The sequence below is a fragment of the Streptomyces sp. UF-297 genome (genome assembly GCF_058245575.1).
This window is the reverse complement of record NZ_JBSIBZ010000039.1, coordinates 22,204-36,136: the sequence shown is the minus strand read 5'-3', so window position 1 is coordinate 36,136 and position 13,933 is coordinate 22,204. Positions and strand designations below refer to the sequence as shown.

9 protein-coding genes are annotated in these 13,933 nt (G+C 74.3%); 5 read left to right on the top strand and 4 right to left on the bottom strand.

Annotated features, from left to right (window positions below; genetic code table 11):
• Positions 1–47: 47 nt before the first annotated feature.
• Positions 48–1,550, bottom strand: coding sequence for an NADH-ubiquinone oxidoreductase-F iron-sulfur binding region domain-containing protein (locus tag AC4IJH_RS22210; RefSeq protein ID WP_490853563.1), 1,503 nt, complete (start codon positions 1,548–1,550; stop codon positions 48–50).
• A gap of 39 nt (positions 1,551–1,589) precedes the next feature.
• Positions 1,590–2,513 carry a hypothetical protein gene (locus tag AC4IJH_RS22205; protein ID WP_490853562.1) on the bottom strand — a complete coding sequence of 308 codons (924 nt, stop codon included), beginning with the start codon at positions 2,511–2,513 and terminating at the stop codon, positions 1,590–1,592.
• 373 nt (positions 2,514–2,886) lie between these two features.
• On the opposite strand from AC4IJH_RS22205, the gene leuS reads away from it, so the two are divergent.
• From leuS to AC4IJH_RS22185, 4 genes are all read left to right on the top strand, one after another.
• Entirely contained in the window at positions 2,887–5,772 is a 2,886-nt protein-coding gene (gene leuS, locus AC4IJH_RS22200; protein WP_490853561.1) for a leucine--tRNA ligase, read from the top strand.
• A gap of 218 nt (positions 5,773–5,990) precedes the next feature.
• On the top strand, positions 5,991–6,767 hold the full coding sequence (locus AC4IJH_RS22195) for a hypothetical protein (protein ID WP_490853560.1): 777 nt from the start codon (positions 5,991–5,993) through the stop codon (positions 6,765–6,767).
• 131 nt (positions 6,768–6,898) lie between these two features.
• Positions 6,899–7,744, top strand: a complete 846-nt coding sequence (locus tag AC4IJH_RS22190; RefSeq protein WP_490853559.1) for a DegV family protein — start codon at positions 6,899–6,901, stop codon at positions 7,742–7,744.
• Positions 7,745–8,377: 633 nt separating this feature from the next.
• Positions 8,378–9,058: a ComEA family DNA-binding protein gene (locus tag AC4IJH_RS22185; protein WP_490853558.1), complete on the top strand. Its 681-nt coding sequence runs from the start codon at positions 8,378–8,380 to the stop codon at positions 9,056–9,058.
• A gap of 209 nt (positions 9,059–9,267) precedes the next feature.
• Here AC4IJH_RS22185 and AC4IJH_RS22180 read toward each other — a convergent pair whose 3' ends face one another.
• Positions 9,268–9,546, bottom strand: coding sequence for a hypothetical protein (locus AC4IJH_RS22180; RefSeq protein WP_490853557.1), 279 nt, complete (start codon positions 9,544–9,546; stop codon positions 9,268–9,270).
• 438 nt (positions 9,547–9,984) lie between these two features.
• Between AC4IJH_RS22180 and AC4IJH_RS22175 the strand changes: the two genes are divergently transcribed.
• Positions 9,985–12,414 carry a ComEC/Rec2 family competence protein gene (locus AC4IJH_RS22175; RefSeq protein WP_490853556.1) on the top strand — a complete coding sequence of 810 codons (2,430 nt, stop codon included), beginning with the start codon at positions 9,985–9,987 and terminating at the stop codon, positions 12,412–12,414.
• On the opposite strand, the gene AC4IJH_RS22170 is transcribed toward AC4IJH_RS22175, so the two are convergent.
• On the bottom strand, positions 12,356–13,864 hold the full coding sequence (locus tag AC4IJH_RS22170; RefSeq protein WP_490853555.1) for a substrate-binding domain-containing protein: 1,509 nt from the start codon (positions 13,862–13,864) through the stop codon (positions 12,356–12,358). The genes AC4IJH_RS22175 and AC4IJH_RS22170 overlap by 59 nt on opposite strands.
• Positions 13,865–13,933 lie beyond the last annotated feature (69 nt).

Here is a 13,933-nt window from a genome sequence, read left to right as displayed (position 1 = left end):
CGTGTGCCCCTGCGTGTGCCGCGGCCCCTTCGCGCCCGGCGACCGCCTCAGGGCTTCTCCAGCCGCAGGGCGAGCGCCGGGCAGCGGCGTACGGCCCGCTGGGCGCGCCCGCGCATCCGGTCGGGCAGCGTGGTGTCGGCGAGCACCGGAAAGCCGTGCGCGTCCAGCCGTACGACCTCGGGGAGCAGCCCCGCGCACAGGCCGTGCCCCTCGCACAGCGTCCAGTCCACGTTCAGCCGCCCGCCGCCCGCCGCGCCCTCGTGTGCCGACGGCAGCGGCAGCGCCCCCGCCGTCTCCCGGCCGCAGCCGCCGCCCAGCACATGCGCGGCCAGATCGTCGGTGAAGACCGCGAGCGCGGAGAGCACGAACCGCGCTGCCCCGTCGGGGTGTTTGCACGCACCGCGCCCGCGCACGCCCTGCGCCGCCCGCCGTACCGCCTCCAGCGCCTCGGGGCCGCCGCCGGCCAGCGTGTCCGACAGCGCCCCCGCCAGCGTGGGCAGCCCCAGGCGGCACGGCCCGCACTGCCCGGTGGACTCCGCCGCCAGCCAGTGCGCGACGCGCAGCGTCTCGCCCAGGGGGCAGGTGGCGGCGGGCAGCGGCAGGACCGCGCCCGCGCCCAGCGCCCCGCCGCACGCCGCCAGCGCGGAGCGCGCGACGGACGCTCCGCCCGCGGTCGCGGCGTCCAGCCAGGCGCCGTGATAGCCGCCGACCAGGACGCCGCCCGGGGCGGGATCGGCGCCGCACATCCGCAGCAGGTACGGCAGCGGCACCCCGCTCGGCGCCTCGACGACGGTGGGGTAGGGCACCGCGCCGGAGACGGTCAGCAGCAGGGTGCCGGGCTCGTCGGGGGCGCCGGTGGCCGTATAGCGGGGGGCGCCCAGGCGTGCGGCGACGGCGAGTTGGGCGAAGGTCTCCGCATTGGAGAAGAGGGTGGGGGCGCCGCCCAGACCCGACTCGGCGGACCGGCCGCGGCGTCCGGGGGGCAGCGCGGGCCCGCCCTCGGCGGCGCGGATCAGCGCCGATGCCTCGCCGGAGACGAACCGTTCGGGGGCGCGCACCACCCGCGCGCGCAGTGCCCGGCCGCGCCGTCGCTCACTGAGCCCGCGCTCGGCCAGCGCGGCCCGTACGGAGCTCTCGGCCCTGTCCCGCGTGACGCCGATCACCAGCAGGCGCGCGCCCAGCGCCTCGGCGGCCAGCAGCGCGCCGTCCAGGACCAGATGGGGCGCGCGGCACAGCAGGACGGTGTCCTTGCGGCAGGCGGGCTCGCCCTCGCAGCCGTTGACGACGACGGCGGGGCGGGTGCCGCGGCGGCGGGCGCTGTCGGCCACCGCGGTCAGTTTCCGTACCAGGGGGAAGCCGGCGCCGCCGCGGCCGCGCAGGGTGATGGCGGCGGCGAGTTCGGCCAGCCGGTCCTGGGAGAGGGCGGGGAGCGCGCCGTGGACCAGGAGGTGGGCCTTGCGGTCGAGGCGTTCGGTGTCCTGGAGCCCCGCGGTCAGGCGGGGCAGGCCCAGGCAGTGGACGGGCGGGGTGTCGGGCAGCGTGCTGGTCATGGGGTCCTCGGGCGACCGGGGCGGGCCCTCGCGCGGGGGTCAGGGCCGGTCGTAGGTGTACGGGGCGGGGGGCGAGGCGGGCAGCGGCGGTACGGACAAGGGGGTGCCCCCTTGAGGGGCGGCCGAGGGCGCCTCGTCCAGGAGCGCGGCCCGCGCGTCCAGGGGGGTGGACGGCCGCTCGGCGGCGGGGAGTTGGACATCGGGCAGGGGCGGGCGCGGTGGCACCGGAGGGCGGTGGCGATCGGCGGGCGGGCCGCAGGCGTGGCGGGCGGGGGTGCGGGCCCGCCGCCTGAGGAGCAGGACGCGGGCGACCAGCGCACAGGCGACGGCGGCCAGGCACAGCACGTAACCGGTGGTGACCCAGGGCGCCGGGGCCCGGCCGGACTTGAGCCCGTGCACGATGGCCAGGCACCAGGCCGGGTAGGCGCAGGCGTGCAGTTTGCGCCATCGGTGGGCGGCGCGGGCGCGGCCGGCGAAGGCGCTGCGCAGCACGCCGGTCGCGGCCGCCTGCACCATCAGCTGGCCGGCCAGCGCGCCGAGGCTGATCAGGACAGAGGTGCTCAAAGGACTGAAGGGGAAGAGGGTGTCGCGCAGCCCGGCGTGGCCCCTGGCCGTCTTGACGGCGATGTGCAGCACCAGGAAGGCGAGCGAGGCGGTGCCCATGGCCCGGTGCACGGCCTGGGAGAGCAGCCTGCTGCGGGGCGCCAGGAACGTACGGGCCGAGGCGATCAGGCCCCAGACGACGGAGGCGGTCAGCGAGACCAGGGTCAGCACTCCGACCGTGGTGTCCAGGAAGTCGCCGAGGGGGCCGGGAGAGGCCAGCGGGGTGAGGGAGAGGAGGGAGGCCAGGAGCGCTACGAGGACGACGAGGGCGAGGGCGGTCCCGGCGGCGAGCGCCGGGCGGGGTAAGCCGGAGCGCAGGGACCCGGCCGTCGCGCGGCCCTTGCGGTGGTGCGGTTGCATGCCCGAAAGCTAGGCGCGGCGGCCGAGGCACGGGACGGGGTTTCGGTAAGCCGGGCGGGGCGCTGCGGGGCGCTGCTAACGTCGGTCCGTTCGCCGTACGACGCAATCTCCGGCTCCGGCGGCGGGGAGCTGCCGTGGCCGGTCACCGGCCCCTGCCGGGCAAACCTCGGAGCGGGGCCCGAGCGCCCTGCGGTACCCTGGCGCCATGCGTGCCGTACGCCTTCTGCTTAGCGGGCCGCGCTGATCAGGGCCGACCACCGAAACGGTCGGCATCGGCGCGGCGTCCCCTCCTGTGCGAGGGGTCTTTTTGTTTCCGCCCACTGAGCGGGCTGAGAATTCGCAGGCAGAGACGATCGATGGAGCTTTGAGGACGATGAGCGAGACGACTTCAGCTGCCGCTGCCGAGGTGGCAGCGCCGCACCGCTATACGGCCGCGCTGGCCGCCGACATCGAGGCACGCTGGCAGGACGCCTGGGAGGCGGAGGGTACCTACGAGGCGCCCAACCCCACCGGTGACCTGGCCGGGGACCCCGCGCAGCTGGCCAGGCCCAAGAAGTTCATCATGGACATGTTCCCGTACCCCTCGGGTGCGGGCCTGCACGTCGGCCACCCGCTGGGCTTCATCGCCACCGACGTCTTCGCCCGCCATCTGCGGATGACCGGCCACAACGTCCTGCACACCCTGGGCTTCGACGCCTTCGGCCTGCCCGCCGAGCAGTACGCCGTCCAGACCGGCACGCACCCGCGGGTCTCCACCGAGGCCAACATCGTCAACATGCGGCGCCAGCTGCGCCGCCTGGGCCTGGGCCACGACCAGCGCCGCTCCATCGAGACGATCGACCCGGCCTACTACAAGTGGACCCAGTGGATCTTCCTGCAGATCTTCAACTCCTGGTACGACGCCGAGGCGAAGAAGGCCCGGCCGATCGGTGAGCTGGTCGCCCAGTTCGAGGCGGGCGAGCGCCCCACCCCCGACGGGCGTGCCTGGAGCGCGCTGAGCCCGCTGGAGCGCGCGAACGTCCTGGGCGAGTACCGCCTGGCGTACGCCTCGGACGCGCCGGTGAACTGGTGCCCGGGCCTGGGCACCGTACTGGCCAACGAAGAGGTCACCGCCGACGGCCGCTCCGAGCGCGGCAACTACCCGGTCTTCAAGTCCAAGCTGCGCCAGTGGAACATGCGCATCACCGCCTACGCGGACCGCCTGCTGGAGGACCTGGACGGGCTGGACTGGCCCGACGCGATCAAGCTGCAGCAGCGCAACTGGATCGGCCGCTCCGAGGGCGCGCGCGTCGACTTCCCCGTCGGCGACCGGAAGATCACGGTCTTCACCACCCGCCAGGACACCCTGTTCGGCGCGACCTACATGGTGCTGGCGCCCGAGCACGACCTGATCTCCGGCGAGGACTCCATCGTCCCGGCGGCCTGGCCCGAGGGCACCCACGAGGTGTGGACCGGCGGGTACGCCACCCCGGCCGAGGCCGTGGCCGCGTACCGCAAGCAGGCCGCCGCCAAGTCGGACGTGGAGCGGCAGGCCGAGGCCAAGGACAAGACCGGTGTCTTCACCGGCGTGTACGCCACCAACCCGGTCAGCGGCGAGCAGGTCCCGGTCTTCATCGCCGACTACGTGCTGATGGGCTACGGCACCGGCGCGATCATGGCCGTCCCGGCGCACGACAGCCGTGACTTCGCCTTCGCGCGCGCCTTCGAGCTGCCGATGCGCTGCGTCGTCGAGCCGTCCGACGGCCGTGGCCAGGACCCCGCCACCTGGGACGACGCCTTCGCCTCGTATGAAGCGCCCATCGTGAACTCCGCGAGCGCGGAGATCTCGCTGGACGGCCTGCTGGTCGCCGACGCCAAGGCGAAGATCACCGAGTGGCTGAGCGAGCGCGGCATCGGCGAGGGCACCGTCAACTTCCGGCTGCGCGACTGGCTGTTCAGCCGCCAGCGCTACTGGGGCGAGCCCTTCCCGATCGTCTACGACGAGGACGGCGTCGCGCACTCGCTGCCCGAGTCGATGCTGCCGCTGGAACTGCCGGAGGTGGACGACTACTCGCCGCGCACCTTCGACCCGGACGACGCCGACACCCAGCCCGAGACCCCGCTGTCCCGCAACGAGGACTGGGTGTACGTCGATCTGGACCTGGGCGACGGCAACGGCGTCAAGCGCTACCGCCGCGAGACCAACACCATGCCCAACTGGGCCGGTTCGTGCTGGTACGAGCTGCGCTACCTGGACCCGAACAACGACTCCGCGCTGGTCGACCCGGCCGTCGAGGAGTACTGGATGGGGCCGCGCGAGGGCCAGCCGCACGGCGGCGTGGACCTGTACGTGGGCGGCCAGGAGCACGCCGTACTGCACCTGCTGTACGCCCGTTTCTGGTCCAAGGTGCTGCACGACCTGGGGCACATCTCCTCCCGCGAGCCGTTCCACAAGCTGTACAACCAGGGCATGATCCAGGCCTTCGTCTACCGCGACAGCCGCGGTATCGCGGTCCCGGCCGCCGAGGTCGAGGAGCGCGACGGCGCGTTCTTCCACGAGGGCGAGAAGGTCAGCCGCGTCCTGGGCAAGATGGGCAAGTCCCTGAAGAACGCCGTCACGCCCGACGAGATCTGCCAGGAGTACGGCGCGGACACCCTGCGCCTGTACGAGATGGCGATGGGCCCGCTGGACGTCTCGCGCCCCTGGGACACCCGCGCCGTAGTGGGCCAGTACCGCCTGCTGCAGCGACTGTGGCGCAACGTGGTCGACGAGGCCACCGGCGAGGTCACCGTCGTGGACACGGAGCCGGACGAGGACACGCTGCGCGCGCTGCACAAGGCGATCGACGGCGTCACCTCCGACATGACGGGGCTGCGCTTCAACACCGCCATCGCCAAGGTGACGGAGCTGAACAACCACCTGACCAAGGCCGGCGGCGCCGTGCCGCGCTCGGTCGCCGAGCAGCTGGTGCTGCTGGTCGCGCCGCTGGCGCCGCACATCGCGGAGGAGCTGTGGCACAAGCTGGGGCACTCCGCCTCGGTCGTGCACCAGGACTTCCCGGTGGCCGACCCGGCGTACGTCGTGGACGAGACCGTGACCTGCGTCGTGCAGGTCAAGGGCAAGGTCAAGGCCCGCCTGGAGATCTCCCCTTCGATCTCGGACGCCGACCTGGAGGCCACGGCGCTGGCCGACCCGGCGGTCGTGGCGGCGCTGGGCGGTGCGGGCATCCGCAAGGTGATCGTCCGCGCGCCGAAGCTGGTGAACATCGTCCCTGCGTAGGCGGCTAGGGGTTGTCCACTACGGGCAGGTTGGGGGTTCCGATGGAACCCCCGGCCTGCCTTCGGCGTTTACCGTGGAGGGTGCGGGCACGGCGCCGTCACGGGCTGTGCGAGCACTGTCCGTACCTTGTGCGGGCCCTCTGCCCACTCTGTGTGCATATGGGGTTCGCCGCCCGTCCCGACCGTCGTGACCTGCCCTGACACCTCCGAGGAGAGTCCGTGGAACCCTTCGCCGTGATTGTGGCGCTCCTCTTCCTGCTGTTCGTGGCGGCCGGGGTCTTCGTGACGGTCAAGGCCGTCAAGGCGGCCAAGCGAGGCGTGGACCGTACGGTCGCGCAGGCCCGCAGGACCGTCGAGGACACCACCCTCAAGGCGCGGCAGTTCGCCCAGCCCGGTGTGGTCGGCGAGCTGGCGCAGCTGCGCGTGAAGCTGCGTACGAGCATGCGGGCCACCCAGGAGGCGCTGCGGGCCGGCGCGTCCGAAGACGCCTCCCTGAGTGAGGCGTTGGGCCTCTTCGAGCGGCTCAGCGCACACGGCCACGAGCTGGACGACGAGCTCAAGCGGCTGGAGCGGGAGCCCGACCGGGCGACCATCGCCGCCCGTATGCCCGAGCTGCGCGAGCGTACGGAGCAGATCACGCACTCCGCGGACTCGCTGCGGTGGGCGGCCCGGGACCGGGCCCGCAAGTTCGCCGAGGACGACCTGGCGGCGCTGGGCGAGCAGATCGATGTGGAGACCGGGGCGCTGCGGCACTGGACGCAGGGGCCGATGACGGGAGCGGAGCCGGGGGCGGGGGCCGCGGCTTCTGGTGCCGGTGCTTCCGGGGGCGCGTCTTCCGGCGCTGCGGCTTCCGGTACCGCGTCTTCCGGGGGCTCGACGGGTGCGCGGGAGTGGGGTCCGGTGGCCGAGGAGCCGGCCGCGATCACCGCCAAGGACCCGCGGGCACAGGCCGGTTACCCCTGGCAGAAGGCGCCGCGCAAGGAAGGTACGACCTGAGGGCGCGGGCGGACTCCTTGGCCGTGCGGCGGGGTGCGCCGGGGCGCTTGGCGCAAGCTTGGTGATTCCTGGAGGATCTTGATGCGGGCCCGCACTGTCGGGCGCCGGGATCCCCGGATAACCTCCAAGTCATGTCCCGCCATGTCACGATCGTCACCGATTCAACGGCCTACCTGCCGCGGGCGGCACTGGCTCGCCACCACATCACCGTGGTGCCGCTGACCGTCGTCCTGGGGGACGAGGCCCTGGAAGAGGGCACCGAGATCTCGGCCAGATCGGTGGCACAGGCCCTGCACAAACGCAGGCCCGTGACGACCTCACGGCCCAGTCCGGAGACCTTCGCCGCCACGTACCGGTCGGTCGCCGAGGCGGGCGCCGAGGGCATCGTCTCGCTGCACCTGTCCTCGGAGATCTCCGGGACCTACGACGCTGCGGTGCTGGCGGCCCGCGAGGCACCCGTCCCCGTAAGGGTCGTGGACACCGGCATGGTCGCGATGGCGCTGGGCTTTTGCGCGCTGGCCGCCGCCGAGACCGCGGAGGGCGGCGGGGACATCGACGAGGCGGTCGCCGCGGCGCAGAAGCGCGCGGAGGGCACCGCCGCCTACTTCTACGTCGACACGCTGGACTACCTGCGGCGCGGCGGCCGGATAGGGGCCGCCCAGGCCCTGCTCGGCTCGGCGCTGGCGGTCAAGCCGCTGCTGCAGCTGGCCGACGGGCGCGTCGAACTCCTGGAGAAGGTCCGTACGGCCTCCAAGGCGATCGCGCGGCTGGAGGAGATCGCCGCCGAGCGGGCGGGCGCGGCGCAGGTGGATGTCGCCGTGCACCATCTCGCGGCGGAGGAGCGGGCGCAGGCGCTGGCGCAGCGGCTGCGGGAGCGGGTCCCCGGCCTGGAGGAACTGCACGTCAGCGAGGTGGGCGCGGTGATCGGGGCGCATACGGGGCCGGGGCTGCTGGGCGTGGTGGTTTCGCCGCGCTAGGTGGGGATGGGGGTGGGGTGTTCCTGGTGGGCGGCTGTCTGCTGGCCGCGGTGGTGTGAGCCGGTGCCCGGGCCGCTGTCTGAGCTGCTGCTCAAGTCGTGGTCCGTGTCGCCGTCCGACTCGCCGTTCGAGTGACGGAGTTTTCCACAACTGGCCGGTTATCCACGGAAATTGAGGTGACTCAGCGCGATCGGCGGGCGGGCTCTACCGTCGATCGGCATGGGATACCGATCACTCTCCGCAACCGCCGGGCCAGGGCGGGCCCCCGGCTCCGACGTCCGCTCCCGCCACCCGCACCGCGAGGCCCGCCGAGGGCGGCTGGGGCGCACGGCCGCCCGCCGCGCCGAGACCGCGGCAGCGGTACGGGCCCGCGCCGAAGTTCTCTTCCCGGACCGCCTGCCCGAGGGGGAGCGGCGGGCCGAGCGGGACGACGGGCCCTCCGTTCGCGTCAACGGCCCTGCCCCTCCCACCCCCGCTCCTCCCGCCCCTGCCCCTCCCGCCCCTGTCCCCGCGCCCCACTCTCCGCCGCCCGCCCCATCGGGTGCGGCGTCGCCTCCCTCCTCCGATTCCCCTTCACAGAACGGTAGATGGAGCCGGTCCCGGCTCGCGCTGCGTGAACGGCTGCCGCTATGGGTGCAGTTGAGGTGCGGCATCGACCCCAAGGCGCTCGCCGCGCTGGGCGTCGTCCTCCTCGTGGCGATCGCCTTCGCGGCCCACCACTTCTGGAGTGCGCGTCCCCAGCCGGTACGCGCACCCGCCCCCGCGCCCATCGTGGCGGCCCCGCCGCGCGGACAGCCGGACGCGCCGCAGGACGGGGCGCGGAACACGACCGGCTCCGCGGCTGTCGGCGGCAAGCGCATCGTCGTCGATGTCGCGGGCAAGGTGCGCCGCCCCGGCATCCACCGCCTCCCGCCCGGGTCGCGGGTCACCGACGCCCTGGAGGCGGCGGGCGGCGTCCTGCGCGGCGCGGACACCCAAGGGCTGAACCGCGCCCGGCTGCTGGCCGACGGGGAACAGATCGTGGTCGGTGCGCCGGGCGCGGGTCAGGCCGCGGGGCCCGGAACGGGCGTGGGCGGTACGGGCGGTGGCGCGGCGCCCGGAGGCGGTGCCGGGGCGGCGGCCGGCCCGGTGAGCCTCAACTCCGCGACCGCGGAGCAGCTCGACACCCTCCCCGGCGTCGGCCCCGTCCTGGCCCGGCACATCATCGAATTCCGCACTCAGCGCGGCGGGTTCACCTCCGTGGACCAGCTCCGCGACGTCAACGGCATCGGCGATCGCCGCTTCGCCGACCTGCGCCCCCTGGTTCAGCCATGACCGAGCAGCGCAGGGAGGTGCACGCCGCCGCGGCATCGCCGTACGGCGCCTCGGAGCCCCGCCAGGAAGGCCCGGTCGACCTCCGCCTGATGCTGCCCGCCCTCGCGGCATGGGGCGCGGCCGCCCTCGCCCTCGGCACCTCACCCACCAAGGCGGCCATTACCTGCACCCTGGCAGCCGCCCTCGCCGCTCTCGCCCTCCACGCGTCCCTACGCCACCGCACCCAAGACTCCGTCGAGCCCGAGCCCGAGCCCGAGCCCGAGCCCGAGCCCGAGCCCGGCTCCGACTCCCGCCCTGTCCCTGTCCCTGGCTCCGGCCTTGGCCACGGTCTTGGCCACGGCCCTGGACCTGGCCACGGCTCCGGCCCCGTTCCTGGCGACGGCCTTGGCCCTGGCCACGGCTCCGTCCCTGGCGACGGCCCTGACCCTGTCCACGGCCCTGACCCTGTCCACGGCCCTGACCACGTCCACGGCCTTGGCCCTGGCCACAGCTCCGGCCTCGTCCCTGGCGCTGCCCCCGGCCCCGTCCCTGTCCCCGAGCCTGCCCCCGCCCCCACACCCGACGAGCCCGCCCCTGGACCGCCCTCATTCCATCCTGGCCCCGGCCCTGCCCGGCCGAACGCCTCTCCTGAGCCCGGTGCGGCCGAGACCGCCCCTGGGTGCGCCTCGCGGGGCGACCCTCCGTCTTGTGATGCGCCACGTCAGGCGCCGCGCGGTCCGCGCTTCGGGCGGGAGGCGGGACCTTACGGACCTGTCCCGGCCGTTACGCAGCACACAGCCCGCCCGGCCACCGCCGAGCAGCGGCCCAGCACGAGAGCTCGCGCCGGTAGCGGCATCAGCATCGGCCGTGGTTTGAGGGCCGGTTCCAGCTCTTCCGACGGTAGGAGTGCCGACGGTGGCGCCGTGCCATCTGCCGACGGTGATGCCATGCCGTCCGCGGCCTCCGCGGATACGTCGCGTCGGCGCACGCAGGAGCCCGCGCGTCCCGGTCCCGTCCACCGCCGCCGGGCGGCCTGGACCCCGGGCACGCTGGTCGCCTGTGCTGCCGTACTGCTGTGCGCGGTGGCCGGGGCGATGTCCGCCGTGTTGCACGCAGCGGACCTGCGGCGCGGCCCGCTCCCGTCGCTCGCCCGTCAATACGCGCACGTCACCGCGGAGGTGGAGGTGACGGGCGACCCGCGGCTGACGCGGCCGCGGGTGCGCGGGGCACAGCGGACGCCCGCGGCGGTCGTGTTCACCGCCGAGGCCCGCCGGGTGACCGCCCCTGACGGCGCGGTCACGGCCGCCCGTACGCCCGTCCTCGTCGTCGTGCATCCACGGAAGATGCCGCCGGAGGGGCGTTCCTGGCGGGCCCTGCTGCCCTCCACCCGGATTCTGGTCCGGGCGCGCGCGGCCCCGCCGCTCGGCCCGGCCGACAAGGTCGCCGCCGTACTGCGGGTCACCACTGACACCGGCCCGCGGCGCACCGCGCCCCCGAACGGCCTCCAGCGCATGGCGGGCGGCCTGCGGGCCGGGCTCAGGGAGGCCACCGACGGCCTCACGCCCGATGCCCGTGCCCTGCTCCCCGGCCTGGTCGTCGGGGACACCTCCCGCGTCCCGCCCGACCTGGACGAGGCCTTCAGGTCCACCGACCTGACCCACCTCCTGGCGGTGTCGGGAAGCAACCTCACGATCGTGCTCGTGCTGCTGATCGGCCCGCCCCACCTGGCCGTACGCGCCGAGCGCCGCGGTCTCGCGCCCCGCCTGGGGCTCTCCCTGCGCACCACCGCCCTCATCGGCGGCTCGGTCGCGCTCGCCTTCGTCCTCGTGTGCCGCCCCGACCCCAGCGTGCTGCGCGCCGCCGCCTGCGGGCTGATCACCCTGCTCGCCATCGGCACGGGCCGCCGCCGCTCCCTCCTTCCCGCGCTGTCCGCCGCCGTACTCCTGCTGGTCCTCTACGACCCCTGGCTGGCCCGCAGTTACGGCTTCCTGCTCTCCGTCCTGGCCACTGGCGCGCTGCTCACCCTCGCCCCGCGCTGGAGCGCCGCGCTCCAGCGCCGTGGCGTACGGCCCCGGCTCGCCGAGGTGCTCGCCGCCGCGGCCGCGGCCCAGGCGGTCTGCGCGCCGGTCATCGCCGTACTCGCCGCCCGCGTGGGCCTGGTCGCCGTCCCCTGCAACCTGCTGGCCGAACTCGCCGTCGCCCCCGCGACGGTCCTGGGCTTCGCCGCCCTCGCCGCGGCCCCGCTCGCCCCGCCCGTCGCCGGGGCCCTCGCGTGGTGCGCCGGCTGGCCCACCGAGTGGATCGCGGGTGTCGCCCGTACGGGCGCCGCGCTGCCCGGAGCGGAGTTGGCCTGGCCCGGCGGCTGGACGGGAGGCCTGTTGCTGGCCGCCGCCACTGTCGCCGCCGCCCTCCTCGGCCGCAGATTCCTGCGCCGCCGCTGGCTCGCCGCTCTCCTGGCGCTCGTCCTGCTGCTGGCCGTGCTGCGCCCGGCTCCGCTCACCCGCGTCCTCACCGGCTGGCCGCCTCCGGGCTGGCGAGCGGTGGTCTGCGACGTGGGCCAGGGAGACGGCCTGGTCCTGGCGGCGGGCGACGGTACGGCCGTGGTCGTGGACACCGGCCCCGAGCCACGCGCCATGGACCGCTGCCTCACCGACCTCGGCATCCACCGCATCCCCTTGCTCGTACTCACGCACTTTCACGCCGACCACGTGGACGGCCTCCCCGGCGCGCTGCGCGGCCGCTCCGTAGGCGCCATCGAGACGACCACCCTCCAAGAGCCTTGGGACCAGGCGGAGTTCGTCCGCCGCCAGGCCGCGGCCGCCCGCGTGCCCGTGATCCAGGCCGCACCGGGGGAGCGGCGCCGACTCGGCCCCCTGACCTGGGAAGTGCTGTGGCCCGCCCCACCCAACGGCGTCCCACCCAACGGCGCCCCATCCAACGGCGCCACGCCCGACGTCGCCACCTCAGGCCCCAACGACGCGAGCGTCACCCTCCTCGTCCGCACCGGCGGGCTGACGCTGCTGCTCCTCGGCGACCTCGAACCACCCTCCCAGCAGGCCCTGTTGGGCACTCACCCCGCCCTGGGGCCCGTCGATGTCGTCAAGGTCGCGCACCACGGCTCCGCCTACCAAGACCCCCAGCTCATACGGCGGCTGGCGCCGCGGCTGGCGCTGATCTCGTGCGGCGCCGGCAACCCGTACGGGCACCCGGCCCCCGGCACCCTCGCCGCCCTGCGCGCGCACGGAGCCGCGGTGTTGCGTACGGATACGGACGGCGCGCTGGCGGTGCTGGGCACCTCGGCGCGGCTCGCCACCGCCGTCAGGGGCGGCAGACGGAGTCCGGCACGCTCTCGTGGTCGGCGCAGGGCACGTGCTTGAACATCCGCATGATGTTCTTCGCGGTGTCGGAGTTCATGAACGACAGGAACTTCGCGGCCAGGGTGCCGTCTTCCGGCCGCCCGTACGTGTAGAGGTACTCCACCGTCCAGAAGGGATAGGCGCGTTGCTTGCCCCACTCGATGTCGGGCTCGTGCCCGTTGAGCCGCACACTCACCAGATGCGGGCGCCGGCCCGCCGCGTACACCTCGGCGTAACCGATCGCGCCCGGCACGCGGTTGACCGCGTCGAGCAGCGCTGCGGTGCTGTTGAGCTCGCAGCGCACGATGCGGGCCTTCTCGTCGCGGTCCTTGCCGCTGCAGTCGAAGGAGGAGACCACCCCCGGCTCCGAGCCGCGCAGCACGGTCGTCTCGAACGCCCGGCGGGTGCCGGACGCCGCGTCCCGGCCGACGAGATGGATCGGCAGGTCATGGCCGCGCAGCTGCTTCCAGTTGGTGTACGTGCCGTCGTAGATCCCGCGTACCTGGGCGAGCGTGAGGTCGTTGACGCCGGTCTTCTCGTTGACCACCAGGCCGAGCAGCACCACACCGATCCGCCGTCCCTCCAGCCGCCGGTAGATGGACGGCGCCGCCACGTCCGACACGGCGATGAACCCCGGCCCGCCCGACGGCGCGGACCGCCCGGCCCGGCTCAGCCGCCCCAGCCCCGCCAGGCTCCCGCTCTCGGACACGGCGATCTCGGCGCCCGGGCAGCGCGCCTCGTACTGCCGGGCGATCTCCCGCATCGGCGGCGCGAAGGCGGTGGACCCGTCCACGGTCAGCCGCCCCGAGGCGCACTCGCCGCGCGCGGGAGCCGCCTGGGCGCTCAGCAACAGCCCGCCCAGCAGTCCGACCAGCACGATGAACACCCCACCCAGGGCGAGGCTGGGTTTGCGCGGCCCCCAGCGCTGCGCATTGCGCCGGATCCGGCCGCCGCTGACGAACCCCCCGACGGCCACCGCGGAGCCGCCACCCGCGCTGCCTGCGCCGCTCCCCGAGAGCAGCACGAGCAGCTTGAAGTGATCGCGTTTGTTCAACGGGACCTTCGGGACGACCAGGCGGCCGCCGCTGTGCCGCAGCCCGCCGCCGTTGCGCGTCAGCATCCCCACCAGATCGGGCGGGTTGGCATCCGGGACCTCGACGCCGACGACCGTACGCTCCGCGAACTCGACCGTCAGCGGCTCCTGGTAGTCCTGGCGCACGATGTCCTTGCCGCCGTCGTTCTCGAACCGCAACAGCACCAGCGTCGCCTCGCTGACCTCCTGCTCCTCTCGCAGCAGCCTCAACTGCACGAGAGTGTGCGCGTCTTGGGGGTTCATCCCGATCGCCGTGTCCATCTGCACCCGGTAGCCGATGCGCTTACGGCCCGGCAGAAAGCGCTCCACGGCCCATACCACGGCCGTCGCCACGAGTCCGGCCGCGGCCAGAATCGTCTCGGTATCCGGCAGCGCCACGACACCCCCGCACAGGAGATCGAAAAGACGGATGCCTGCAATGTAGAGACCCGGCCGCGCTCCGAACGC